Origin of the sequence: Actinoplanes sp. NPDC000266, from assembly GCF_042899005.1 — a bacterium.
GTDB lineage: Bacteria > Actinomycetota > Actinomycetes > Mycobacteriales > Micromonosporaceae > Actinoplanes.
The window spans coordinates 449,842-474,186 of the sequence record NZ_JBIAZI010000006.1 but is presented as its reverse complement, the minus strand read 5'-3'; the positions used below and the strand labels follow the sequence as shown (position 1 = coordinate 474,186).

At 69.8% G+C, this 24,345-nt stretch carries 21 protein-coding genes and 2 riboswitches; of the genes, 13 read left to right on the top strand and 8 right to left on the bottom strand.

Annotated features, from left to right (window positions below; all coding sequences use genetic code 11):
• The first annotated feature begins 227 nt into the window (after positions 1-227).
• From ACFY36_RS26420 to ACFY36_RS26395, 6 genes are all read left to right on the top strand, one after another.
• A complete protein-coding gene (locus tag ACFY36_RS26420; RefSeq protein WP_499748611.1) occupies positions 228-2,162 on the top strand; it encodes a DUF5941 domain-containing protein in 1,935 nt (644 codons plus the stop codon).
• Positions 2,159-4,327, top strand: coding sequence for a bifunctional glycosyltransferase/CDP-glycerol:glycerophosphate glycerophosphotransferase (locus ACFY36_RS26415; RefSeq protein WP_499748610.1), 2,169 nt, complete (start codon positions 2,159-2,161; stop codon positions 4,325-4,327). Before ACFY36_RS26420 ends, ACFY36_RS26415 begins: the two co-directional genes overlap by 4 nt.
• Positions 4,328-4,459: 132 nt before the next feature.
• Positions 4,460-5,758, top strand: a complete 1,299-nt coding sequence (locus tag ACFY36_RS26410; protein ID WP_499748609.1) for an ABC transporter ATP-binding protein — start codon at positions 4,460-4,462, stop codon at positions 5,756-5,758.
• Positions 5,759-5,818: 60 nt separating this feature from the next.
• Positions 5,819-6,283, top strand: a complete 465-nt coding sequence (locus tag ACFY36_RS26405) for an ATP-binding protein (RefSeq protein ID WP_499748608.1) — start codon at positions 5,819-5,821, stop codon at positions 6,281-6,283.
• Positions 6,284-6,361: 78 nt separating this feature from the next.
• Positions 6,362-7,102 carry a beta-phosphoglucomutase family hydrolase gene (locus ACFY36_RS26400; protein ID WP_499748607.1) on the top strand — a complete coding sequence of 247 codons (741 nt, stop codon included), beginning with the start codon at positions 6,362-6,364 and terminating at the stop codon, positions 7,100-7,102.
• Positions 7,103-7,157: 55 nt separating this feature from the next.
• Entirely contained in the window at positions 7,158-9,521 is a 2,364-nt protein-coding gene (locus ACFY36_RS26395; RefSeq protein ID WP_499748606.1) for a glycoside hydrolase family 65 protein, read from the top strand.
• Positions 9,522-9,575: 54 nt separating this feature from the next.
• Here the strand turns inward: ACFY36_RS26395 and ACFY36_RS26390 are convergent, their stop codons facing one another.
• Complete coding sequence (locus tag ACFY36_RS26390; protein WP_499748605.1) at positions 9,576-10,604, bottom strand: coiled-coil domain-containing protein; 1,029 nt, start codon at positions 10,602-10,604, stop codon at positions 9,576-9,578.
• A 5-nt stretch (positions 10,605-10,609) separates the two neighbouring features.
• A riboswitch (cyclic di-AMP (ydaO/yuaA leader) is annotated at positions 10,610-10,743 on the bottom strand.
• A 210-nt stretch (positions 10,744-10,953) separates the two neighbouring features.
• Positions 10,954-11,087: riboswitch (cyclic di-AMP (ydaO/yuaA leader) on the top strand.
• A gap of 48 nt (positions 11,088-11,135) precedes the next feature.
• On the opposite strand from ACFY36_RS26390, the gene ACFY36_RS26385 reads away from it, so the two are divergent.
• Positions 11,136-12,155: a coiled-coil domain-containing protein gene (locus ACFY36_RS26385; RefSeq protein ID WP_499748792.1), complete on the top strand. Its 1,020-nt coding sequence runs from the start codon at positions 11,136-11,138 to the stop codon at positions 12,153-12,155.
• 21 nt (positions 12,156-12,176) lie between these two features.
• On the opposite strand, the gene ACFY36_RS26380 is transcribed toward ACFY36_RS26385, so the two are convergent.
• Positions 12,177-12,950 (bottom strand): ABC transporter ATP-binding protein, encoded by a 774-nt coding sequence (locus ACFY36_RS26380; protein WP_499748604.1) that lies wholly within the window; start codon positions 12,948-12,950, stop codon positions 12,177-12,179.
• Positions 12,943-13,839, bottom strand: coding sequence for an ABC transporter permease (locus tag ACFY36_RS26375; RefSeq protein ID WP_499748603.1), 897 nt, complete (start codon positions 13,837-13,839; stop codon positions 12,943-12,945). The genes ACFY36_RS26380 and ACFY36_RS26375 overlap by 8 nt, the downstream gene beginning before the upstream one ends.
• A gap of 177 nt (positions 13,840-14,016) precedes the next feature.
• Here ACFY36_RS26375 and ACFY36_RS26370 point away from each other — a divergent pair, with 177 nt between their 5' ends.
• A complete protein-coding gene (locus tag ACFY36_RS26370) occupies positions 14,017-14,619 on the top strand; it encodes a TetR/AcrR family transcriptional regulator (RefSeq protein ID WP_499748602.1) in 603 nt (200 codons plus the stop codon).
• A gap of 63 nt (positions 14,620-14,682) precedes the next feature.
• Complete coding sequence (locus ACFY36_RS26365; protein WP_499748601.1) at positions 14,683-15,033, top strand: Atu4866 domain-containing protein; 351 nt, start codon at positions 14,683-14,685, stop codon at positions 15,031-15,033.
• A 204-nt stretch (positions 15,034-15,237) separates the two neighbouring features.
• Here ACFY36_RS26365 and ACFY36_RS26360 read toward each other — a convergent pair whose 3' ends face one another.
• A complete protein-coding gene (locus tag ACFY36_RS26360; protein ID WP_499748600.1) occupies positions 15,238-16,476 on the bottom strand; it encodes an MFS transporter in 1,239 nt (412 codons plus the stop codon).
• A gap of 72 nt (positions 16,477-16,548) precedes the next feature.
• Here ACFY36_RS26360 and ACFY36_RS26355 point away from each other — a divergent pair, with 72 nt between their 5' ends.
• Both ACFY36_RS26355 and ACFY36_RS26350 read left to right on the top strand, forming a co-directional pair.
• Positions 16,549-17,538: a LacI family DNA-binding transcriptional regulator gene (locus tag ACFY36_RS26355; RefSeq protein ID WP_499748599.1), complete on the top strand. Its 990-nt coding sequence runs from the start codon at positions 16,549-16,551 to the stop codon at positions 17,536-17,538.
• Between the two features lie 52 nt (positions 17,539-17,590).
• A complete protein-coding gene (locus ACFY36_RS26350) occupies positions 17,591-18,106 on the top strand; it encodes a hypothetical protein (protein ID WP_499748598.1) in 516 nt (171 codons plus the stop codon).
• Here the strand turns inward: ACFY36_RS26350 and ACFY36_RS26345 are convergent.
• Together ACFY36_RS26345 and ACFY36_RS26340 are read right to left on the bottom strand one after the other, a co-directional pair.
• Positions 18,093-19,622, bottom strand: a complete 1,530-nt coding sequence (locus tag ACFY36_RS26345; RefSeq protein WP_499748597.1) for a GGDEF domain-containing protein — start codon at positions 19,620-19,622, stop codon at positions 18,093-18,095. The two genes, ACFY36_RS26350 and ACFY36_RS26345, sit on opposite strands and share 14 nt — an antisense overlap.
• 28 nt (positions 19,623-19,650) lie before the next feature.
• Complete coding sequence (locus ACFY36_RS26340; protein ID WP_499748596.1) at positions 19,651-20,205, bottom strand: TetR/AcrR family transcriptional regulator; 555 nt, start codon at positions 20,203-20,205, stop codon at positions 19,651-19,653.
• Here ACFY36_RS26340 and ACFY36_RS26335 point away from each other — a divergent pair.
• Positions 20,204-21,739, top strand: a complete 1,536-nt coding sequence (locus tag ACFY36_RS26335; protein WP_499748791.1) for an MFS transporter — start codon at positions 20,204-20,206, stop codon at positions 21,737-21,739. The two genes, ACFY36_RS26340 and ACFY36_RS26335, sit on opposite strands and share 2 nt — an antisense overlap.
• 125 nt (positions 21,740-21,864) lie before the next feature.
• Here the strand turns inward: ACFY36_RS26335 and ACFY36_RS26330 are convergent, their stop codons facing one another.
• Positions 21,865-22,284: a rhodanese-like domain-containing protein gene (locus ACFY36_RS26330; RefSeq protein ID WP_499748790.1), complete on the bottom strand. Its 420-nt coding sequence runs from the start codon at positions 22,282-22,284 to the stop codon at positions 21,865-21,867.
• Positions 22,285-22,319: 35 nt separating this feature from the next.
• A complete protein-coding gene (locus ACFY36_RS26325; protein ID WP_499748595.1) occupies positions 22,320-22,793 on the bottom strand; it encodes a cysteine dioxygenase in 474 nt (157 codons plus the stop codon).
• A gap of 433 nt (positions 22,794-23,226) precedes the next feature.
• On the opposite strand from ACFY36_RS26325, the gene ACFY36_RS26320 reads away from it, so the two are divergent.
• Positions 23,227-24,315, top strand: a complete 1,089-nt coding sequence (locus ACFY36_RS26320; protein ID WP_499748594.1) for a neprosin family prolyl endopeptidase — start codon at positions 23,227-23,229, stop codon at positions 24,313-24,315.
• Positions 24,316-24,345: the final 30 nt, after the last annotated feature.

Here is a 24,345-nt window from a genome sequence, read left to right as displayed (position 1 = left end):
GTACTTCGACGGTAGGGGCGCCGTGACCGTGCGCCCTCGGTCCGCAGGTGGAGATGGGCGGCCCGGCTCCCGTAAGGGTGACCCGTACCCTCGCGTCCTCCGCTGTTAACCTGGGTGCCGATTTCCGGCCTTCGGCGCGACGCCGTGCGCCGGTTTGACGATGTGTCGCGCCCGGCCCTGGTCGGGGCACGCGACGCCGTGACGAGGAGGCAAGCGGTGACGCTCCGGTGACGCTGGCTGTCCTGCACACCAGCACCGGCAACGCCCTCGACCCCGCCGACGCGGCCCGGCTCGCGGACGACCTGACCGCGGCCTTGCGAGCGGCCGGCGCCACCGAGGTCGAGCGGATCGGCTCGGCGCCCCACGTGGCCGTGCCCGGCACTCCGCCCAGCGCCCCCGCGCCGTCGTCCGGGCTCAGCGCCCCGGGTGCGGAAAGCGCGGGCGGGCGCCTTCGGGCGGTCGTGCGGCGGGCGCAAGAAGCGCGGGAGCCGGTGCTGATCTGCGATGACAATCTTGTCGCGCATCCGAGCCTGCTCTGGATGCTCGCGACCGAGCCGGCCAAGCGGACCACCGCGCTGGTGGTCACCGATCCCGCGGGTGACCTGCGTGAGGATCGCGGCAAGCTGCTGCCGGTCGGTGACGGGCCGGGGACCGTACGTTATCTCGGTGCGATCTGTGTGGCCCCGGCCGATCTGCCGGTACTGGCCGATGTCGCGGATCGGGACGATCTTCTCCCAGCTCTGCTCGAAGCCGGTCTCGTGCCGGTCGCCACCCCGGTGCGGCTGCTGCGGGGCGCGCTCGTGCACGACGCGGCCGAGCTCGCCGCGGCGCGGGCCGCCGTCGAGGCCGTCGACGAGGACAAGGCGCGGCTGCGGATGGCCGTCAAGGAGAAGGACGACTTCTTCACGACGTACGCCGTGAGCACCTGGTCGCCGATCGTCACCAAGGCGTCCGCGCGGCTCAAGCTCACGCCCAGCGCCGTCACCGGGATCTCCGTGCTTCTCGCGGTCGCCGCCGCGCTCGCCTTCTGGCAGGCCTCCCGGCCCGCGATGATCGCGGGCGGCGTTCTGATCTATCTGAGCTTCGTGCTGGACTGCGTCGACGGGCAGCTCGCGCGCTACACGCGGCAGTTCGGCGCGTTCGGTGGCTGGCTCGACACCATGGCCGACCGGGCCAAGGAATATGTGGCGTACGCCGGTCTGGCCGCCGGGGCCGAGCGGATCGGCCTGCCCTATGCGTGGCCGCTCGCCATCGCCGCGATCGTGCTCCAGACCGTCCGGCACATGACCGACGCCTGGTACGGCGCGCTGCACGACGAGGCCGCGGCCCACCCGAAACCGCAGGCCGCGAGCGGGCTCGGGGCACGGCTGACCGCCGCCTCGACCAAGGTGCAGGGTGACACCGGCTCGGTGGCGTACTGGTTGAAGCGGATCGTGGTCTTCCCGATCGGCGAGCGCTGGGCGCTGATCGCCGTTCTGGCGATCTTCACCAACGGGCGGATCGCGCTGGCCGGCATGCTCGCGTGGGGGGTGCTCGCCCTGGCGTACACCCTGGCCTTGAGGTCTTTGCGGGCCTTCTCGATGCGCGTCGGCGTGTTGAACAAGGTGGACACGGGCCGGTTCCGCGATGACGGTTTCCTCGTCCGTGAAGTGATCAGCCGGGCCGGGCTGCCGGCTCCTCTCGTCTTCGCGGCGCTGGCCGCCGTGGTGGCGCTGGCCGCCGTGATCGTCCTCCTCGTGGGTGATCCGTCCAAGGCCCTGCTCGCGGGGGCCGCACTGTTGGTGTTGAGCGCCGGTCTGCCGGCCAGAAAAACGCACGGCGGACCGCTCGACTGGCTGATCCCGGCCGGCCTGCGCGCCGCCGAATATCTGATGGTGGTCGCGGCCGGCATCGTGGGTGACGTTCCCACGCCGGTGACGTACCTGCTGATCTTCATGCTCACCCTGCGGCACTACGACCTGGTGGCCCGGATGGAGAAGGGCGCGCCGGCCGGCAAGGCGCGCGGCGCCCTGCTCGGCTGGGACGGTCGCGTGGTGCTGTTGACCGCCGCCGCGCTGGTGGGCCTCGGCACCGCCGGCGCCGCCGTGCTGGCCGCGCTGGTCGGCGGCTCGTTCCTGATCAACGCGATCGCCGACTGGCGGACAGGTGGCACCCGCCCGTGACATTGCTGAGCATCGTCGTACCGGTCTACAAGGTGCAGGGCTACCTGCGGCAATGCCTCGACTCCATGCTGAGCCAGTCGTTCACCGACTTCGAGATCGTCGCGGTCGACGACTGCTCGCCGGACAAGAGCGGCGAGATCCTGGCCGAGTACGCGGCCCGCGACCCCCGCGTGCGGGTGGTGACCGCGCCGGAGAACCTCGGCCTGGGCCGGGCCCGCAACCTCGGGCTCGAGCACGCCACCGGCGACTACGTCTGGTTCGTCGACTCCGACGACTGGCTGTCGATGGGCTCGCTGTCCGCGGTGGCCGCCCGCCTGCGCTCCACCGACGCCGACGTGCTGCTCGTCGGCTGGAACCGCGTCTACTGGGACGGCCGGGTACAGACCGGCTCGGCCAAGAAGAAGCTGTCGGCCGCGCCCAAGGTCTTCTCCGTGGAGGAGTGGCCCAAGGTCCTCGAGATCCTGCACGTGGCCTGGAACAAGGTGGTCCGGCGGGACTTCCTGCTGCGGCTCGGCTTCGTCTTCGAGGCCGGGTGGTACGAGGACGTGTCGTTCAGTTTCCCGGTGTTGCTGGCCGCGCCGCGGATCAGCACACTGCCCCGCACGTGCGTGCACTACCGGCAGCGGCGGACCGGGGCGATCACCCGGACCAAGGGCGACCGGCACTTCGAGGTCTTCGATCACTGGGAGCACGCGCTGGCCCTGGCCGCCGAATACGCGTCGCCCGGCGACGAGGTGCGCGGGCTGCTCTTCCGGCGGATGATCTGGCACTTCCTGGCCGTGCTGCGGCACGACGCCCGGGTCCCGCGCGGCTCGCGGGCGCGCTTCTTCGCCCGGATGAACGAGATGTACCGCAGATATCTGCCGCCGGCCGGCTATCCGATGCCGTCCGGCGGCGAGGGCGTGCGCTACAAGCTGGTCGCCCGCGGCTCGTACGGGACCTTCAAGCTCGTCGACACCTCGATGAAGACGGCGCGCCGCGGCCTGCGGCTGGCCCGCCGCTCGGCCGGATATGTCAAGCGGCGGTCGCGGCAGGCGTTCGGGCATCTCTACTACCAGCTGCAACTGCGGCTGCCGGTGGATCAATCGCTTTCGCTGTACGCCGCCTACTGGTTCCGCGGGGTCAGCTGCAACCCGGCCGCGATCGCCGCGCAGGCCGCCGAGCTCGCACCGCACCTGCGGCAGCTCTGGGTGGTCGGCCCGGCCCGCGAGGGCGCGCTGCCGCCCGGCACGCCGCACGTGGTGGCCGGCACGCTGCCGTACTACAAGGCGCTGGCCCGGGCCCGCTATCTGGTCAACAACGTCAACTGGCCGCATCGCATGGTGAAGCGGCGCGGCACCACGCACGTGATGACCCACCACGGCACCCCGCTCAAGATGATGGGGATGGACCAGCTCGACCATCCGGCCGCGGTGACCGACCACGACTTCGCCGGTCAGATGCGCCGGGCCGACCGCTGGGACTTCAGCGTCACCGCGAACGCGCACACCACGATCGCCTGGGACTCGGCCTATCCGTGCGACTTCGAGACGCTCGAGGTGGGCTATCCGCGCAACGACCGGCTGGCCCGGGCGACGCCGGCCGAGTCGGCGGCGATGCGTGAGCGGCTCGGCATCGCGCCCGGCCGCCGGGTCGTGCTCTACATGCCGACCCACCGGGAGTGGCTGCCCGCCGGCAGCCACGTGCTCGAGGTCGAGCGGCTGGCCGCCGCCCTCGGGCCGGACACCGTGCTGCTCGTGCGGGAGCACTACTTCCACGTGACGGCCGAGATGAGCGGGCAGACGCCGTCGGGCGGCGGCCGCATCATGGACGTCTCCGGCCATCCGGTGGTCGAGGATCTCTACCTCGCCGCGGACGTGCTGCTCACCGACTATTCGTCGGCGATGTTCGACTACGCCGTCCTGGACCGGCCGGTGGTCGTCTACGCGCCGGACTGGCAGGTCTACCGCGAGCTGCGCGGAACCTATTTCGATCTGCTGGCCGAACCGCCGGGCGCGGTGGCCACCGACTATCTCGCTCTGATCGATCTCTTCCGGTCGGGGGCGTATGCGGACGAATCGTCGGCCGCGCTCCGGGCGGCCTTCCGCGCGCGGTTCTCCTATCTGGACGACGGCCACGCGTCGGAACGCGTTGTTCGCCGGGTATTTCTGGACGAAAACCGGTAATCACACAGTTACCCTGAGCAAATGGCACGTTCACCCGATGGCGTGACATCGATACTCCTCGTCGAATAGGGCGGGTCGCGGACCGTAGTGGGACCGGGATCACACTTTTGCGCCCGGTAGGGGAGGTAGGCGGTGTCGACCGTCTCGCTCAAAGACGTCACCAAGGTCTGGCCCGACGGCACGGTGGCCGTCAACAACCTGAGTCTCGACGTCGACGACGGTGAATTCCTGGTCATGCTCGGCCCGTCGGGCTGCGGCAAGTCCACGGTGCTCCGGATGATCGCCGGTCTGGAAGATCCGTCCGAAGGGGACATCCTTCTCAATGGTGATCCGGTCCTGGAATTGGCGCCGCGTGATCGCAGCATTGCCATGGTTTTCCAGGATTTTGCGCTATATCCGCACATGACTGTTGGCGACAATATTGGGTTTCCACTCAAATTGTCCGGGGTGGAGCCACAGCCCCGCGGCGAGCGGGTGGGCGACGTGGCGTCGGCCCTCGGCATAGGGGACGTCCTGCGGCGCAAGCCGAGCCAGCTCTCCGGCGGCCAGCGCCAGCGGGTGGCCATGGGCCGTGCGATCGTGCGCCGTCCCGGCCTGTTCCTCATGGACGAGCCGCTGTCCAACCTCGACAGCGGCCTGCGGGCCGAGCTGCGCGCCGAGATCACCGGTCTCACCCGCGAGCTGGGCGTCACCACCATGTACGTGACGCACGACCAGGCCGAGGCGCTCACCATGGCCGACCGGGTCGCGATCATGCGCAAGGGCGTCCTCCAGGACGTCGGAACACCCACCGAGGTGTACGGGCGGCCGGCCACCCTCTACGTCGCCGCGTTCCTCGGCTCGCCGCGGATGAACCTGCTCGAGGCGTCGGTCTTCGTCCACCTCGAGCGTTACATCGAGCTGAACTTCGGTGAGCAGGCCCTCTATCTGCCCTGGAACGACATCCGCAGCCGGGCCGTGGCCCACTACCACGGCGAGCGGATCGTGGTCGGCCTGCGGGCCGAGGCGCTCACCCCGGTCGCGCCGGACGTGCCGGGCGACGTGCTGCGCGGCCGCATCCGCTATCTGGAGCACCACGGGCACGAGTCGCTGGCGTACCTCGACATCGGCGCCACCGCCATCGTGATCGACGAGCTGGGCCCGGCGGCCCCCAAGGACGTGGAGGAGCCGGGCGCCTTCCGCAAGCTCAGCGGGGCCCTCCAGCGCCGGCTCAGCGGCCGCGGGGGCGCCACCGCGGTGCAGACCCGCGAGGCGGAGTCGCACAACGTGCTCGACCCGGGCCGGCACTCCCGCCGGACGGCCGAGCTGGCGGTCCGGCTCGCGCCCTACCCGGCGATCTCGCCGGGCCATCCGCTCAACATCGCGGTGCGGATGGACGCCCTGCACTTCTTCGACGGCCGGGGCGCGCGCATCGACGTGGGTTGGCGCTAGCGGGTTGTTTCGCGGCCGCGTGGTGCAACTGGCGCGGCACACCGCGTAGGCTGCCTCACGGTGGAGGAGAGATTGGGCCAGAGAGTGCGTTCGGCTCCGGGCGTGGAGTCGCCGGGCACGGCCGTCCCTCCACCGGGTGCCACGCCTCATCTGCTCGACCGCCGGTTCGTCCGTGACGAGATCGCCCTCGTGCGGCACGAGGTGACGGCCCGGATGCGTGGGGCGGGGCTGTCCGGCGACCGGCTCCAGGGCTTCGTCCTGGCCGTCAACGAAATTGTCACAAACGTGGTGCTGCACGCCGGCGGTCACGGCCGGCTGCTGCTGTGGGAGGCCGGTGGCTCGGCCTGGTGCTCGGTGACGGATTCCGGACCGGGCATCCCGGCGAGATATCTGTCCGCTCCCGAGGTTCCCGAGACCTATGAGGTGGGTGGACGTGGCATCTGGCTGGCTTATCAGCTCTGCGACGAGGTGACCGTCGCGACCGGGCCGATCGGTACCACGATCGGCTTGCGGATCGAACTTTGAACAGCGTGTAAACCACCGGACGAATGTGAAGGTGCCCTTCCGGGCTCATGGGCCGCGCGGTGCGACTACATTAGGCCGGTGCTCGGACTACCTCCTCACGTGACCGCATGCCTTTTCGATCTTGACGGCGTGCTCACGCAGACCGCCCTTGTGCACAATGCTGCGTGGAAGCAGACGTTCGACACCTTTCTGAAGGCGTGGTCGGCGCAGCACGATCAGGAATTCGTGCCGTTCGACTCCGGCGCCGACTATCACCAGTACGTCGACGGCCGGCCACGAGCCGACGGCGTCCGCACGTTCCTGGCGTCCCGAGGCATCACCCTGCCCGAGGGCACCCCGGACGACGGTCCCGACCTGCTGACCGTGAACGGCCTCGGCAACCGTAAGAACATCCTCGTGCTCCAGAAGATCCAAGAGGGCGCCGTCCAGGTCTACGAGGGCTCCGTGGAGTACCTCAAGGCCGCCCAGCAGGCCGGCCTGCGCCGTGCCGTCGTCTCGGCCAGCGCCAACTGCAAGGACGTCCTCGAGGCGGCCGGCATCGCCGACCTGATTGAAGTTCGCGTGGATGGGGTAACCGCCCGCGAGCAGGGACTGCCGGGCAAGCCGGCACCCGACACATTCCTCTACGCGGCCAAGCAGCTCGGGCTCGACCCGCAGAGCTGCGCCGTCTACGAGGACGCCCTGGCCGGTGTCGCCGCCGGTCGCGCGGGAGCCTTCGGCATCGTGATCGGTGTCGACCGTGTGGGTCAGTCTCAGGCCCTTCTGGACAACGGGGCCGACGTTGTGGTTTCGGATCTGTCCGAACTCCTGACGCGTTAGTGCACGTACTCCATAAAGACTTTTCTCCTTCCTCATAGGTACGAGAGGCACCACCGTGATCCGTGAACGGGCTTATCCCGTGGACCCTTGGCACATCCGGGAGACTCGCCTCGACCTGGATCTGCTGGCCCAGTCCGAGTCGGTGTTCGCGCTGAGCAACGGGCATATCGGGATCCGCGGAAATCTGGACGAGGGTGAGCCGCACGGCTTGCCGGGCACTTATCTGAACTCGTTCTACGAGCTGCGCCCACTGCCGTATGCCGAGGCCGGGTACGGCTTCCCGGAGTCGGGGCAGACGATGGTCAACGTGACCAACGCCAAGTTGATGCGGCTGCTGGTCGACGACGAGCCGTTCGACGTGCGTTATGGCGAGCTGCGCTCCCACGAACGCGTGCTCGACCTGCGGGCGGGCACGCTGGAGCGCACCGTCGAGTGGGTGTCGCCGTCCGGGCAGGCCATCCGGGTCCGCACCGTGCGCATGGTGTCGTTCACCCAGCGCTCCGTCGTGGCGTTCCTGTACGAGGTGGAGCCGCTGGACAGCACGGCCCGGCTGATCCTGCAGTCCGAGCTGGTGGCCAACGAGCAGCTCCCGGCCATGAGCAAGGACCCGCGGGTGGCGGCCGTGCTGGATCACCCGCTGCAGTCCGAGGAAGTCCTCGAGCAGCGCACCGGCGGTCTGCTGGTACACCGCACCAAAGCCTCCGACCTGCGGATGGCCGCGGCCATGGAGCACCTGGTGGAGACGCCGGGCAAGCACGCGGTGACCACCGAAGGACACCCGGACTGGCTGCGCACCACGGTGGCCTGCAAGCTGGAGCCGGGCCAGAAACTGCGGGTCGTCAAGATCGCCGCGTACGGCTGGTCCAGCCACCGCTCGCTGCCGGCCGTGCGTGACCAGGTCGGCGCGGCCCTGGCGTCGGCCCGGCTGGATGGCTGGGAGGGCCTGGTCGACGCCCAGCGCGAATACCTGGACGCCTTCTGGGACCACTCCGACGTTCGCGTCGAGGGCGACCCGGAGGTGCAGCAGGCGGTCCGCTTCGGGCTGTTCCACACACTGCAGGCCGGTGCCCGGGCCGAGCAGCGCCCGATCGGCTCCAAGGGCCTGTCCGGCCCCGGCTACGACGGCCACACGTTCTGGGACGCCGAGACCTTCGTGCTGCCCGCGCTGACGTACACCCAGCCCAGCGCGGCGGCCGACGTGCTGCGGTGGCGGCACTCGACGCTCGACCTGGCCCGGGAGCGTGCGCAGACCCTCGGCCTGCAGGGTGCCGCGTTCCCGTGGCGGACCATCCGGGGGCAGGAGTGCTCGGCCTACTGGCCGGCCGGCACCGCGGGCTTCCACATCGGCGCCGACATCGCCGACGCCGTGCGGCGCTACGTGCAGGCCACCGGGGATTACGACTTCGAGCGTGAGTACGGCCTCGAGCTGCTGGTCGAGACGGCCCGGCTGTGGCGCTCGCTCGGGCACCACGACCGGCACGGCCGCTTCCACATCGACGGCGTGACCGGCCCCGACGAGTACACAGCCGTGGTCGACGACAACATCTACACCAACCTGCTGGCCCAGCAGAACCTGCTGACCGCGGCCGACGCGGCCAAGCGTCACCCCGACCTGGCCCGCAAGCTCGGCGTCGACGACGAGGAGACGGCGAGCTGGCGTGACGCGGCGGCCTCGGTCCACATCCCGTACGACCGGGAGCTCGGGGTGCACCAGCAGTCGGAGGGCTTCACCCGGCTCCAGGAGTGGGACTTCGAGAACACCCCGCCCGAGGCGTACCCGCTGCTGCTCAACTACCCGTACTTCGACCTGTACCGCAAGCAGGTGGTCAAGCAGGCCGACCTGGTGATGGCCATGTACGTGCGCGGTGACGCGTTCACGCCGGAGGAGAAGGCGCGCAACTTCGCCTACTACGAGGCCCGGACCGTCCGCGACTCGTCGCTGTCGGCCTGCATCCAGGCCGTGATGGCGGCCGAGACGGGTCACCTGGAGCTGGCGCACGACTATCTGGGCGAGGCCGCCCTGATGGACCTGCACGATCTGCACCAGAACTCGCGCGACGGGCTGCACATCGCGTCGCTGGCCGGCACGTGGATCTCGCTGGTGGCCGGCCTCGGCGGCATGCGTGACTTCAACGGCCAGCTGTCGTTCGCGCCGCGGCTGCCCAGCCGGATCAACGCGCTGGACTTCTCGCTGCTGTGGCGGGGCCTTCGCCTGCGGGTGAACGTGACCCCCGAGGAGGTCACGTACTCGCTGCGCAACGGTGGCGGCTCGGCCCGGCTGGTGCTGCTGCACCACGGCAAGGAGGTCGAGGTGACCCAGGTCAAGCCGGTGACCGTGCCCAACCCGGCGCCGTCGCAGGTCGGCCCGGCCCCGACCCAGCCCGCCGGGCGGGCCCCGGTGCGCCGCGCCACCGCCTGACAACAGCAAAGAAGAGGCCCCGGTCATCGCGACCGGGGCCTCTTCGTAGGTCTTTTAAAGCATCGACACGTGCACGTGGTCGGTGTGGGCGCTGGGCCCGTGATAGGCCCTCCACTCGCCCTCGGAGGGGAACCAGATCTGCTTGTACCAGATCACGTAATAGATGCCGAGCCGATCCGCGTTGCGGACCAGGAACGCCATCAGGTTGTTCCCGTATTCCTTCATGTCCGCGTTGTGCGCGACCGCGAAGCCGCTGTCCTGCAACGACCAGTCGCAGGCCCGGCCCTTCGGATGCTCGAACGGGCCGCCGTCGCGGTGACAGCCCACGAATCTGTCGAAGCCCGCCTTCTGCGTCTCTTTCAGCATGTTCAATGTGCGGGCGGTGATGCAGCCGCTGGTCGTCGGATCCTTCACCGTGCACGACTCGGGCGAGAAACCGCCCTCGGAATTGCGCGGCGCGGGTTTCGCCTTCGGCGATTGGGCGAGCACGTGGCCCTGGGTGAGGCCTTCGCCGCCGACCAGGTTGAGGGCCTGGTTGGCCGCCTCTTTCTGCTTCTTCATCGCGACCAGGTTGGTCTGCTGCTTCTTGACCTCGGCGTCCAGCGCCACCTTGGACTTGGTGACCTCGTCGATCGCCTTGTTGAGCTCGGCGAGCTTCCGGTCGTGCTCGGTGTTGATCTCTTCGAGCGACATGGCCCGGGCCAGGAAGTCGTCCGAGCCCTTGCTGCTGAGCAGGAAGCTGGCCGCGTTCAGCTGGCCGAACCGGTACTGCTGGTTGGCGATCGCGTTGACCTCGGGAATCAACTCGTTGCGCCGCGCCTCGGCCGTCTTGATCTTGCCGGCCAGGGCCTTCTGCGCGGCCGTCGACTTGGCCACGGCGCCCTTGGCCTGGACGAACCGGCGGTTGGAGGACTCGATCAGCTCGTCGAGAGTCTGGTTTTCTTTGCCGGCCGACTCGTCCGGGGCCGCGGAGGTTCCGTCGCCGGGCTCGGCGTAGGCCGGAGAGAGGGGCGAGGCCAGGAAAGCGACAGAAACGATCGGCGCCAGGGCAAGCATCAGCCACCGGCGGGGTCGTACGGTCATGCAGGTTCCTTCCGGTTAACCGCCGACCGGGTTAGCTGACGGGTTCGGGACGGAAGCGATCCCTACCGCTGACGCGGATGCACCCCATGACTGACCTGGTTCCCCGGCTCGCCTCACGGCGATTGGGCGGTGGCCGCCGGCACCTCGGGGGCGGTGCCTGGTTGGGCGGGCCGGCGGCCAGTTTACCCGAGAACAAGACAGGCTTCAGGCCTCGCGAAACAGTATTCGCGTGTTCCACCTGTGACATTGAGTAATTGCGACTACAGTGCGTCGCCATTCAATTGCGTCGCGTGTGATAACTGTCGATCGTTCGATGTCTTCGGTATGGTCGGTGCCGGTCCCCACCCCCAGGGGATCGCCGCCTAATCGTTTCCGGACGAGCCGGGGAACCAATCTTTCCGGGGTGAATCCGCGCCAGCGGTAGGGATCAACTTCCGTCCCGAACCCGTCAGCTAACTCGGTCGGCGGCCGACGGAAGGAACAGGTGTGCGGCAGAAGACTGTCCGGCGACGATTGGCAGCCACCCTGGCGATGCTCGTCGCGATTTCTGGCCTCGCCTTAGCGGTGGCCGCCCCGGCGTCAGCCGCGCCGGGCGACACGGGTGACGACGGCGAGGGCGCCCCCAAGACCCTCATCCAGCAGCTCGAAGCCGCCTCCAAGGGTTTCGTCGAGGCCAAGGAGGCGCTGGAGCGGTCGCGCAAGCGCCAGACCCAGCTCGCCGACAAGCTCAAGGAGCTCGACAAGCAGATCGCCCCGCGCCAGGCCGCGCTGGACGACATCATCCAGCAGTCGTACCGCACCGGGCGCCTCGGCCCGATGAGCGCGCTGCTCTCGGCCGGCTCGTCCGAGGGCTTCCTCGACCGGGCCGAGACGCTCGAGACGATCGCGGTCAAGGAGAACGCGGCGGTGGCGGCGCTCAAGACCACCCGCGACGCCCAGCAGGCGGCCAAGGTCGCCATCGACACCGAGGTGCGCAACGAACAGAAGCAGGTCGCCCTCATGGCCAAGCGCAAGACGCAGGCCGAGAGCGCCCTGAAGGCGGCGAACACCGGCGGGGACGACAAGACCGGCGAGGACGCCCCGCAGGCCAGTGACAAGGCGGTCAGCTCCTCCAGCAAGCAGAAGGCGGGCGCGGCGCCACGCGACTCCGACGGCTCCCTGCCGTCCGAGAGCTGCACCGAGCCCGACCCGACCACCAGCGGGTGCCTGAGCCCTCGTACGCTCAACGCCCTCAAGCAGGCGCAGGCGGACGGCTTCACCCGTTTCGTCGCCTGTTTCCGCGAGCAGAACAGCGGTGAGCACCCCAAGGGCAAAGCCTGCGACTTCGCCGCCGACAAGAACGGTTTCGGCGGCGTCGCCACGGGGGCCAGCAAGACGTACGGCACCAATCTCGCGAACTACTTCATCAACAACGCGGACCGGCTGGGCGTGCTCTACGTCATCTGGTTCGAGCGCATCTGGCTGCCGAGCAGCGGCTGGAAGGCGTACACCCGAGGAAACGGCGACCCTTCCAGCGACCACACGAACCACGTGCATCTTTCAATGCGGTGATCTTTTCAGGGAGTGCGGGACCTACTTGCGTACGTAGGTCTCGTACTCCTTCAAGACATCGTCGGTGGGACCGTCGGCGCGGATCACGCCCGATTCCAGCCAGATCGACCGCTCGCAGGTGTCGCGGATCGACTGCTCGCTGTGGCTGACCAGGAAGACCGTGCCGGCCTCCTCGCGCAGGTCACGCACCCGCTGCTCGCTGCGCTTGCGGAATTTCGCGTCACCGGTGGCCAGCGCCTCGTCGATCAGCAGCACGTCGTGCTTCTTGGCGGCGGCGATCGAGAAGCGCAGCCGGGCCGCCATGCCGGAGGAGTACGTCTTCATCGGCAGCGAGCTGAAGTCGCCCCGCTCGTCGATGCCGGAGAACTCGATGATCTCCTCGGTGCGCTCCTTGACCTGAGCCGGCGTCATGCCCATGGCCAAGCAGCCCAGCTCCACGTTTTTCACGCCGGAGAGGTCGTTCATCAGCACCGCGTTGACGCCCAGCAGCGACGGCTGACCGGAGGCGTAGATCGCACCGCCCCGCTCGACCGGCAGCAGGCCGGCGATCGCCCGCAACAGCGTCGACTTGCCGGAGCCGTTCGTGCCGATCAGGCCGATCGCCTCGCCCTTGTAGGCGACGAAGTTGACGCCCTTGACCGCGTGCACCTCGCGCACGGCTGCGCTCTTCTTGCCGGTCACGATGCGCTTGAGGCTGGCCAGCGGGCTGTTCGCGCCCGGCGCCACCGAACCGTAGATGCGGTAGACGATGTGCGCGTTGTCCGCGATGACCGTAGGAATTCGCTCGTCAGCCACGGCCGTAGCCCTTCTCTCCGCGCCAGAAGTACACGTATCCACCGATGCCCACGAAGACCGTCCAGATCACCGCGTACGTCCAGAGGCGCAGCGGCGAGGCGGCCAGCGTCACGTTCTCCATCAGGGCGTGCCGGATCAGCTCGATGAAGACCAGCATCGGGTTGGCCTCGACGAGGGCCAGCTGCCAGCCGCTGATCCGGTCGGAGAAGAAGGTGACCGGGTAGAGGACCGCGGAGCCGTACATCCAGATCCGCATGATGTACGGGATCAGCTGCCGGATGTCGGTGACCTTGGCGCAGAGCCGCGACACGAAGAGCGCCAGCCCCGAGTTGAAGATCGCCTGAAGGATCAGGGCCGGGAAGATCAGCAGCCACTGTACGGTGATCGGCTCACCGGTGAGCAGAATGATCGCGATGAGCACGGCCATCGAGGCGATCATGTTGCGGACCTCGACCAGCGAGATCGCGATGGGCAGGCTGGCTCGGGGGAAGTGCAGCGCCCGGATCAGGTTGATGTTCGAGGTGATGGCCATGGCGCCGGCCTGGACCACCGATTGGGTGAATCCGAAGATGAAGACACCGGCGCACAGGTACGCGATGAAGTTGTTCGTGTCCTGCTTGGTGTTGAGCAGGACGCCGAAGATCACGTAGTAGACGCCGGCGTTGATCAGCGGGGTCAGCACCTGCCAGATCGCGCCCAGCTTGGTGGTGCCCAGCGAGGCGCTCACCTTGGCATTGGCGAAGGCCGCGATGAAGTGCCGGTAGGACCAGAGATGCCGGGTGTACTCGGCTATGCCGGGGAGTCGCCCGGCCGCCGTCAAGCCGTTCCGCCGGGCCAGCTCCTTGAGCGATTGCCCGGTCCCGGAATCGGCGACCGCCGTCTGAGCCATGGGGTGGTGCTCCGATCTCGTCGGCCCGTGAGGGATGCCGGGCCCTGGTTCTTTCCGCGAGAACACTTAAGCAGCATGTCAAGCCGCCGTCGATGGAACGCCTTCGTATCGACGTGCGGAAGGTTATCCGACCGAACGGCGGAACGCAACCGTTACGTCCTGGCGTATAGTGACCGAGTGGCAACAGGAAAGCGCGCACCAGCCGGAGCGGCTGTACTCCGAGGCGACATCACCGTAGCGATTCGCAACGCCGTGATGCACGAGCTTGCCGAGGTCGGTTACGGCAGGCTCTCCATCGAAGCCGTGGCGCGCCGCGCCGGGGTGGGCAAAACGGCAATCTACCGCCGTTGGGGCAACAAACTCGAGATGGTCCTCGAGATCGTTTCCGATGTCGCGGGCCGGAGCGTCCCGCTGCCCGACACCGGAAGCTTCGCCGGCGACCTTCAACTGATCATGATGATTGTCCACCGGGCCCTCCAACACCGTATCGCGTCGCAGATCATCCCCGATCTGATGGCCGAGGCGGCCCGCAACCCGCAGATCGCCGAAACCCTCCAGACGGCGCTGCGCACCCACCAGCAGGCGGTCGGCGAAAAACTGGTCGGCCAGGCGGTCGCCCGCGGCGAACTGCCCGAGGGCACCGACCCCGAGGTCGCCGTCGACATCATCCTGGGTCCGCTGTACTGGCGCCTGGCGGTCTCACGCTCGCCGATGCCGGACGACTACCTGGAGAAGCTGACAACGGCCGTGACGGCGGCGCTGAAGTCGACGGTCGCCTGAAAGGCTCCGATCCGGGGGCCGGCCGCCGAAGGTAGGGGACCCGTCCCCGACACCGGAGCCCCGATGCGCCATCACCCCGAAGAGCACCTCGACATGACCGTCCTGGACACCGCCGCCCTGCTGGCCATCGCCATGCGGGAGCTGAAGGCGGGTGATGGGCCGTTGGGAGTGAGCGCGCCCAAGAAGACCGACCCGGTCGGCTCGTGGCGCAGCGCGGACGGCACCGTCCGTCTGGACATCAGGACCGACGGGACGTACGCGGGGACGGTGGCCGGGCGCAGAAAGCCCGCGCACGGCACTTACCGGCTCGAGGGCGCCACGATCACGCTGAGGGACGACTCGGGGTTGAAGACCCCGGTGACCGTCGGGCAGGGCGTGCTGGAGATGGCTGGGCATCGTCTCGGGCCTGTTTGAGCGGTGGGGCTGGGCGCCGTCTCGGGCCGGCCTGATCGTAGTGCCCGGGGTCGTCGTTCGCGGGCTTGTCCACAGGGCGCGGCCTTGTCCACAGGGCGCCCCCGCGAGCTCGCTCCTTCGCGTTGATCGCGTCAGACTGGAGCAGGACGGGGGCCCCCGGGAGGGTGGGCGCTGGGCTGGGCTGGGCGCTGGGCTGGGCTGGGATTACACGCCGGCGGGCTCGGGCTGGCGTTCCGGCTCGCGGGTGCGGGCGCCCGGGTCCGAGCGGAAGCTCACGACGGCCAGCGCCAGGCCGGTCACCGCCAGCAGCACGCCGATCCAGGCCGACGACAGATAGCCCCAACCCGCCGCGATGACCGCTCCGCCCAGCGCCGCGCCCGCGCTGTTGGCGACGTTCGAGGCCGACTGGTTCACCGCCGCTCCCATCAACTGGGCGCCCGGGGCGACCGCGATCAGCCGGGCCTGCAGGGCGGGACCGATGAACAGGCTGGCCGCGCCGACCAGGAACGCTCCCAGGAACAACCCGACCGGGTGACGGGAGACCAGGCCGAACAGGGCGATCGTGGCGATCATCGCGGCGAAGCCGAGCAGCACGCTCCGTCGCAGGTTCTTGTCGGCCGCCACGCCGCCGAGCGCGTTTCCCACTGTCATGCCGACGCCCATCACGGCCAGGACCCATGGCACGGCCGACTCGGACAGGCCCGTGACGTGCGTGGTGACCGGGGCGATGTAGCTGTTCACCGCGAAGAAGCCGCCGAAGCCGATCGCGGCCACGGCCGCCGCCAGCCAGACGTGTGGCGAGCGGAAGGCGGCCAGCTCGGAGCGGGGTGAGCCGCCGGGCGCGGCCGGGATCTCGGGGACCGTGGCCAGCACGGCGATCAGGGTCAGCGCGAACACGCCGGCCACGGCCAGGTAGGCGATGCGCCAGCCGGCCGCCTGGCCGAGGCCGGTGATCAGGGGGACGCCGAAGACGTTGGCCGCGGTCAGGCCGCCCAGCACCAGCGCGAAGCCCTTGCCCTCGCTGCCGGGGCCGAGCATGGCCGCGGCGAGCAGGCCGGCCGCGCCGAAGTAGGCGCCGTGGGCCAGGGCCGCCACGAAACGGCCGGCCAGCACCAGTTCGAAGGTGGGCGCCAGGGCGGAGGCCACGGTGCCGACGACGAACAGGCCGAGCAGGGCGACGACCAGGCGGCGGCGCGGCCACCGGGCGGTGAGCGCGGCGATCGTGGGCGCGCCGGCGACCACGCCCAGCGCGTAGATCGAGATCATCCAGCCCGCCTTGGCGACGGCGTCGGCGGCGCTGTGGGCGTACTCGGTGGGCAGCAGGTCCTGCGCGAGGTTGGGCAGCAGGCCCATGGCGACGAACTCGGTGAGGCCGAGGCCGAACCCGCCCAGGGAGAGGGCGAGCAGGGCCGCCCAGCGGCGGCCGGAGGTCAGGTGTTCCACGTGATCGACTCTAGAACGTTCTAGTCGCTCCGGTCTTAGAACGTTCTAGTCATCACAGGTAAAGTTTCGGCCATGAGCCGGACCACGCTGGCCGACGTCGCCGCCGAGGCCGGAGTCTCGGTGGCGCTGGTGTCGATCGTGATGCGCGACGCGCCGGGCGCGAGCGCGGCCACCCGGGAACGGGTGCTCGAGGTCGCCCGCCGCCTCGACTACCAGCCCGACAACCGGGCCCGGCTGCTCCGCAGCGGGCAGAGCCGGCTCCTCGGGGTCGTCTTCGGCGTGGCCCACCCGTTCCACGACGATCTGCTCACCGGGCTCTACGACGCGGCCGAGCGGGTCGGCTACGAGCTCACGCTCAGCGCCATCACGCCCCGGCGCGACGAGCGGGCGGCCATCGCCGGGCTGTTGCAGGACCGGTGCGCGGGGCTGGTGCTGCTGGGGCCGCTGATCCCGTCGGCCGAGCTGGCCACGCTGGCCGGGCGGCTGCCGGTGGTGGCGATGATGCGCTCGGTGCGCCAGCGCCAGGTCGACGTGGTGCGCACCGACGACGCCCGCGGGCTCCACCTGGCCGTCGACCATCTGGTGGCGCTCGGGCACAGCCGGATCGCGCACGTCGACGGCGGCAAGCACCAGCCGAGCTCGGCCGACCGGCAGAAGGGTTACCGCGACGCCATGCGCCGGCACGGCCTCGAGGCGTACATCCGGGTCGTCGGTGGTGGTCCGGGGGAGGAGGACGGCGCCAAGGCGGCGCGGGAGCTGCTGACCGGGCCGCCGACCGCGGTCACCGTCTTCAACGATCTCAGCGCGGCCGGGCTGCTCGACGTGCTGCGCCGCGAGGGGCTGTCGGTGCCGGGCGACATCAGCGTGGTCGGCTACGACGACAGCAGCTTCAGCAGCATGGCCCACATCGACCTGACCACGGTGGCCCAGGACATCGAGACCATGACGAAGCTGGCGGTGTCCCGGGCGGTCGAGCGGATCGACGGGGCGGCCGTGACCAACCGCGAGATGGTGATCCCGCCGCGACTGGTCATCCGGGGGACTACCGGGCAACTCGACTAAGTTTGTCCTTTTTCGCGCCGACCGTAAGAGTATGCGGGCTGCGTGGGCTCTAGTGCCGCTCCTCCTCCTGGGTGGATGCGGCAAATCGGACACGCCACAGAGTGCCGGGACGACCGCTCCGGCCGAGCCCTGGGTCCGGGTGTCGTCGGGCAGTCGCACCCCGAGCCCGGTGGTCACCTACACCGGCTCCCCGCGGCCCGGCCTGCCGCCGGTCTCGTTCCTGCCGACCAGCACGGCCTGCGCGATCGGCTGGCCCGACGCCGACCAGGTGCTGATCCCGATGATCGTGACGCCCGGTGCGGGCTCGTTCTCGGTGCAGTGGCCCAACCGCTTCGGCCACCGGTACCGGATCACGGCCGTGCCGCAGGAGATCGTCTCCGGGGCTCAGCCCGACCCGGTCTGGCAGACCATCACCACCGGCGCCGAGTGCAATGCCAGCGCCACCATCAGCGGGCTCCAGTCGGGCAAGCCGTACATCATCTGGCTCGACGCTCCGGACACCCCGCGCGCCGTCGACGGATCGCGGTCCCTCTACAGCGGGAAGACGGGAGTGGTCAGGCCGAAATAGTGTTCCGGCCGCTCCACTTGGCCGCGTACAACCGGTCGTCGGCCGCCCGGAAGAGCTCTTCGCCCGTCATCCCCTCGTTCAGCGCGGCCAGGCCCACGCTGACGGTCAGGCGCACACCCGGCAGGACGTCGGAGCGGGCCACCGCGGTGCGGATGCGCTCGCCGACCTCGCGCCCGACCGTCAGATCGCCGCGCAGGAAGACGGTGAACTCGTCGCCCGCGTAGCGCACCGGCACGTCCTCGGCCCGGCAGTGAGCGCGCAGTATGCGGGCCACCTCGCGCAGCGCCCGGTCGCCGGTGCTGTGCGAGTACGCGTCGTTTATCGCCTTGAAGTGGTCGACGTCGACCAGCAGCAGGACCAGCGGCGCGGCCAGCCGGCCCCGGTCGATCCGCTCGATCAGCAGGTCGAAGCGGCGCCGGTTGTCCAGGCCGGTGAGCGGGTCGCGCAGCACTTCCCGCTCGGCGCGGGCCCGGGCCGCCTCGGACTCCTCACGCTGGCGGGCCTGGCGCAGCATGCCGAGCCGTTGCAGCCGCAGCCGCCACAGCTCGCCGGTCTGGCCCTCGACCGCCTCGAAGAGGTCGCGCCCGGCCTGCCCGCCGTCGGCCGCCAGCGCGGTCAGCGCCATCTCGAACCGGATGATCGTCTGCTCGTCGGGGCGCGGGCCGAACGCGCACAGCTCGCGGGCGGCGACGAACTCGGTGCGGGCCTCGGTCAGCGCGCCCTGCTGGCGCAGGCTGATGCCGAGCGCCAGGTGCGCCATCCGGGCGTACCGGTAATTCTCGGTCGACCGCAGCGGCAGCACCGCCTCGCGGACGGTCTTCTCGGCCAGCACGTCGTCGCCCAGCTTGGCCATGGCCAGGGCCAGCATGGCGGTGGCGGCCATGTCGTCCGGGCGCTGCTCGACCTGGCGCCGGGTGATGGCGGCGCTGCGGCGCAGCCGGGTGGCACCCTCGTCGTGCCGGCCGACGTGGCTCAGCCGCAGGCCCCAGTGCAGCAGCGTGGCCGCGTGGACCAGGCCGAACTCGGGGTGGGTGACGCTGAGCCGTTCGTACGCCTCGGCGGCGGTCTCGTACATCTCGGCCGAGGACGCCGCCTCGGCGAACGAGCAGAGCGCCGAGACCCAGCGGTCACGGTCGTGGTGGTCGCGGTCGATCAGGACGGCCGCGCGGGCCAGGTTGCGCATGCCGTCGACGAACCGGCCGCGCAGCACGTCGAACTGCGCCAGGTCGCCCAGCGCCTTGGCCTCGCCGAGCGCCGAGCCGGCCGCCCGGTGCAGGCGCAGCAGCCGCTCGCCGAGGTCGGCGGCTTCGGCGATCCGTCCCATGTGCAGGTTGGCGTACATCTTGCCCTGCACCAGAAAGGTGACCGTCCGGTCGTCGCCGACGGCGCGGGCGAGGTTCAGGTAGGCGTCGGCGGCCTCGATCGCCTCGTGGCCACGCCCGGTCGTCGCGAGCCGGTGAACCCGGAGCGCCAACAGGTGCAGCGGCCCGAACGCGGTGACCGGCACGGGGAGCATGCTCCCAGTATCAACAAAAGTTCTCAGATCAACTAACGCCGGAGTACTTGTCGAGACCGTCCACCAGCAACTCGAGGCCGAGCTCGAATCGAGCTTCGACACTGCCGCCCACCAACGCTGTGGCGTACGTCGTGATGTGTGGGTAAATGTCCGCCGGGAGTTGTTCGAAATAGGCGAGCGTCTGCCGGCCCATCTCGGAGATGAAGGTGTCCTTGTCCGAGCCGGCGTGTTTCACCTGGTGACGCCAGATCGAGTATTCGTACGCGTCGGCGGTGATGTACAGGAAGATCCGGTCCATCGCCCAGGCCCCGATCCGGGGCGGGATGTCGCCGGCCAGCATCATGCCGAACATCGCGTTCGAGATGCGGAGCGCGTTGGGCCCGGTCGGTATGGTCGCGAGCGCGGCCCGGGCCAGGTGGGCGTAGAGGCTGGACGGGCCGGTGCCGAGCTCGGTGGCGATCCGCCGCATGCTGACCGCGTCGATGCCCTCGGAACGCACGAGGCGCAGCCCGATCCGCACGATCTCGTCGCGGGAGTAGGTCTTTTTCGCGGGGCGGTCCGCGGGCCAGGGCAGCGTCGTCATCGCCGGCCCGGTCATTCGCGACGAGATCGGCGGCAGCTACAGCCTCATCCAGTGGCTGGGCGCCGCGTACACCCTGGCCATGGCCATCGGCCTGCTCACCGGCGGACGGCTCGGCGACATCTTCGGCCGCCGCCGCATGTTCCTCATCGGCGCGGCCGGCTTCACGCTGGCCTCGCTCGTCTGCGGGCTGGCGCAGACCCCGGCCCAGCTGATCGCCGCCCGGGCCGTGCAGGGCCTGTTCGGCGCGGTCATGCTGCCGCAGGGCCTCGGCATGATCAAGCAGATGTTCAGCGCCGACGAGCAGGCCAAGGCGTTCGGCGCCTTCGGGCCGGTGATGGGCCTGTCCTCGGTCGGCGGCCCGATCCTGGCCGGCTGGCTCGTCGACGCCGACTACTTCGGCGCCGGCTGGCGCATGATCTTCTTCATCAACCTGCCGCTGGGCCTGTTCGCGCTCTTCGGCGCCGTGCGCTGGCTGCCCGAGTTCCGCAGCGCCAGGGCCCCGCGCCTCGACTGGCTGGGCGTGATCCTGGCCGCGGCCGGCGCCTTCCTGCTGCTCTACCCGCTGGTGCAGGGCCGCGAGCTGGACTGGCCGGTGTGGTGCTTCGCGCTGCTGGCGCTCGGCGTGGTGATCTTCGGCCTGTTCGCGATCTACGAGGCGCGCCGCGAACGCAATGGCCGCGATCCGCTGGTCACCCCGAGCCTGTTCCGCAAGCGGGCCTTCTCCGGCGGTCTCGCGGTCGGCCTGGTCTTCTTCGCCGCCCTGATCGGCACCGGGCTGGTCTTCACGTTCTATCTGCAGATCGGGCTGGGCTATTCGCCGCTGAAGGCCGGACTGACCACATTGCCCCAGGCGCTGGGCACGGTCGCCGGCTTCGTGGCCGCGGGCGCGGGCCTGGCCGAGCACTTCGGTCGCCGGCTCCTGCAACTGGGCACGGTCGTGATGATCGTCGGTACCGCGGCGTTCGCGCTGTCGGTCCGGCTGGCCGGGGCGGACGTGACGCCGTACAAACTGATCCCGGGCCTGGTCCTGGTCGGCGCGGGCATGGGGCTGGCCATGGCCCCGTTCTTCAACATCGTCCTGGCCGGCGTCGACGACGAGGAGACGGGCTCGGCCTCGGGCGCGCTGACCTCGGTGCAGCAGTTGGGCGGCGCCTTCGGCATCGCCGTGCTGGGCACGATCTTCTTCGCGATCCTGCCCGGCCAGGTGGCCTCGCATGTGGACAACTCGTCGTCCCGGCTGACCACGGTCCTGACCGCCGCCGGCGTTCCGTCCGACACTCAGCCCGCGGTGGCGGCCGGCCTGCGCGACTGCTTGCGGGACCGCACCGCCGAGGACGATCCGGATGTGGTGCCGCCGAGCTGCCAGTCGGGCCCGCTGCCGCCCCAGGTGCAGACCTACGCCCAGGAGCAGGTCCGAGCCGGTTTCGAGGACGCGACCGTGCGCACGACGGGCGTGACGATCGCGCTGTTGCTGGCGGCTTTGTGCCTTTCGTTCCTCCTACCCCGAAAAGCAAGGCCAGAGGTACGGGATTAGCGAAAAGCCGGCTCCCGCCGTAATAGCCGGGCCGTCGTTGGTTCAGCCCTCACGCCGCCGCCGGGCTGGGCTGCCCACTCACCCAGCGGCCTGCGGCCGCGAAACCCAGCGGCCTGCGGCCGGCTTCAGCGGGTCACCGGGAAGCCGGCGGCCTGCCAAGCGGCGTAACCGCCGGCCAGGTCGGTGGCGCGGTGCAGGCCCAGGTCGAGCAGGGCGGCGGCGGCCAGGCTGCTCGTGTAGCCCTCCTGGCAGGTGACGATCACCTCGAGGTCGTAACTGCCGGCCCACGGCAGACGGGCGTCGCTGCGCGGGTCGAGACGCCATTCGAGGACGTTGCGCTCGATGACGACGGCGCCCGGGATCTCGCCGTGCTCGGCCCGCTGAGCCGCCGGCCGGATGTCGACGAGCACGGCGCCGCGCGCCATCGCCTCGTGCGTCTCGCGCGGGCCGACCCGGGTGAGCCGGGTGCGGGCCCGGTCCAGGATCTCAGCGATACCGAGCGAGCCGGCAGGCGCGACGACGCGGGCCGAGGCGGGGCCGGACACGAGTTCGACGGGCGCGGCGGTGTGGAGGGCGCTGGTCACCACTCGACTCCGGCTCGCTCGACGGTCAGCACCTCGAGGGCCTCGGCGCCCACCCGGTAGCGGGTCATCGTGGTCAGGGCCGGGCCGTACACGTGCACGCTGATCGCGGGGCGGCTCGACCTGTTCGTCATCCGGTGGATGTGGTGGGTGCCGAAGCGGCGTCCAGCGCCCTCGCCCAGCTCGCGCGACGTGATGCGCGGGGCGTGGCCGGCCGCCACCGACACCGTCTCCTCGGTGAGGGTGCCGCTGAAGACGTGGAAGGCGCCGGCCGAACCGCCGTGGTCGTGCAGGTCGGTGCCCTGGCCTGGCAGCCAGGTCAGCAGCCACACCTCGTAGTCGTCGGTGACGTTCAGGCGCTGGTACCAGCGGTCGACCGGGTTGAAGCGCGGCGCCACCGGCCACTGCTCGGGCGCCGCCGCGAAACGCGTGGCGATGGCGAGATGGTCGAGGCGGGTGTCGACGACGGTCACGGGAGCTCCTCGCTTTGCATACATGTCCTACCGGCCCTATAGGTTTACCAGCTCAACGTGCTCCAGGGTAGCGGGACTCGCCGTGAGCCGGTGGCAAGTTGGCCGAACCGGGGTACGGGGCGAGGGGCAGCCCGCCGATTACGGACATGCCCGAATGGTCCGCGAGTAGGTCACTGCACAGTGGATTGTCGGAAGACCTGAAAGAAGCTCGCGGCACTTTGCTTCTTTCGGGGCGGATGCCGGCGCCGCCCTCTGCGATCAGGCGAATACTCTCCGTCAAATAAATGCGCGGAACCATCACCGGATCGGTTCACCGCCTCAGCCGTTAAGGCGGAAATCGCTCTGAGCTGGTTCTCCGCAATGGAGAAAGCTATATGGTGACGTCGATCCCGAGGCTCCCGACGAAGAGCATCCGACGAACGAGGACGGACACGTGTTGAAGTCACGCCGCGGTCTTCTTGCCGCCGGTCTAGCCGTTGCCGTGGTCGGCGCCTTCGGGGTCGCTTCGACCCTGAGCGCGGGCGCGGACCAGATCGCGCCGCCCACGGCCGCCGAGGCGTCCGCCGCGGTGGAGGCGCCGCCGACCCCGCCGGTCAACCTGCCGTGGGGTGAGCGTCCCAAGAAGATCAAGCGTGGTCACGCCGGCGCCAGCTCCAAGTCGCTGCGCGCGGCCGGGCTGTCGGCCGCGGCCAACGACACCAGCGGCTCGGTCGTCCCCAAGGACGAGGAGGGGCCCAAGGGCCGCTTCCGCACCACGACCGACGTGCTGCGTACGGAGAAGACCGACCTCGCGCCGCCGGAGCCGCCGTCCGACTCCACGGGCGACACGAAGGTCAACTACCTCTACAACGTGGGCGCGCAGGCGGCCGAGACCGACGGTGTCTACGCCAACGTGACGATCTCGAAGCCCCGCCTCGAGGAGAGCGACTACCACTCGCTGGCCGAGCTGGCCCTGCAGTCGGCCGACGGCCGCCAGATCGTCGAGGTCGGCTGGACGGTCGACCGCCTGGTCAACGGGGACGACGATCCGCACCTGTTCGTCTTCCACTGGGTCGACAAGAAGCCCACCTGCTACAACGGCTGCGGCTTCGTGCCGTACAGCAAGAACATCAAGCCCGGTGACACGCTGCCGCAGGACACCAGCAAGAAGTTCGGCATCCAGTACTTCAAGAACGCCTGGTGGATCGCGTACGACACCGAGTGGGTCGGCTACTTCCCCGAGGCGCTCTGGAACGAGCAGGGCATCTCGTTCAACCGCTCCGGCCTCATCCAGGTCTTCGGCGAGGTCGCCTCGACCACCACGACGCCCTGCTGGACCCAGATGGGCAACGGCAAGAAGCCCAAGAAGGACGGCGTCGCGGCCAAGATGGCCAGCGTGACCTATCTGAACGGCCCGACCGTCGAGCTGCAGATCCGCACGACGAACCCGTCCTACACGCCGTTCAACAACCCGACCACCCTGCGGACCTTCCAGTTCGGCGGCCCCGGCCCCTGCGAGAAGGTCGACGAGGAAGAGGGCTAGCTCCAGACACCCAGACACGGCGCCCGGTCC

Excerpts from the sequence above, each read along its gene's own strand:
- ACFY36_RS26390 (WP_499748605.1), bottom strand. The coding sequence starts at position 10,604 with ATGACCGTACGACCCCGCCGGTGGCTGATGCTTGCCCTGGCGCCGATC.
- ACFY36_RS26385 (WP_499748792.1), top strand. The coding sequence starts at position 11,136 with ATGCTCGTCGCGATTTCTGGCCTCGCCTTAGCGGTGGCCGCCCCGGCG.
- ACFY36_RS26375 (WP_499748603.1), bottom strand. The coding sequence starts at position 13,839 with ATGGCTCAGACGGCGGTCGCCGATTCCGGGACCGGGCAATCGCTCAAG.
- ACFY36_RS26365 (WP_499748601.1), top strand. The coding sequence starts at position 14,683 with ATGCGCCATCACCCCGAAGAGCACCTCGACATGACCGTCCTGGACACC.
- ACFY36_RS26355 (WP_499748599.1), top strand. The coding sequence starts at position 16,549 with ATGAGCCGGACCACGCTGGCCGACGTCGCCGCCGAGGCCGGAGTCTCG.
- ACFY36_RS26345 (WP_499748597.1), bottom strand. The coding sequence starts at position 19,622 with ATGCTCCCCGTGCCGGTCACCGCGTTCGGGCCGCTGCACCTGTTGGCG.
- ACFY36_RS26340 (WP_499748596.1), bottom strand. The coding sequence starts at position 20,205 with ATGACGACGCTGCCCTGGCCCGCGGACCGCCCCGCGAAAAAGACCTAC.